Source organism: Haladaptatus sp. AB643 (genome assembly GCF_024136975.1).
Lineage (GTDB): Archaea > Halobacteriota > Halobacteria > Halobacteriales > Haladaptataceae > Haladaptatus.
Genome location: NZ_JAMYJW010000050.1, coordinates 1 through 249 on the forward strand (window position 1 = coordinate 1; position 249 = coordinate 249).

The window sequence follows — 249 nt, forward strand, 5'->3', positions numbered from 1 at the left end:
CTACGAGTCTAAGCTCGTACAACTAGCATGGCTAAATCGAACTCCAATAGCAATGACCTCTGGCAGGATCAACCAGAATGTCGCTGAACACAAGGTTCAGCGTATAGGCGGAGACACTCTCAAAGAGAGTGTATCACATATCACACGTTCGGGACACCATATCGGAAACCGACAAGGTGTCACCGAACTACCAAGGCTAACATCAGATTCCATCGTATACGGCTGACCGCAGGGGTGGAATCCTCATTT

General features: G+C 48.6%; 1 rRNA gene. It reads right to left on the reverse strand.

From position 1 onward, the window contains the following. Positions 1–79 (reverse strand): 16S ribosomal RNA (locus tag NKF25_RS24120); the annotation flags it as partial. Positions 80–249: the final 170 nt, after the last annotated feature.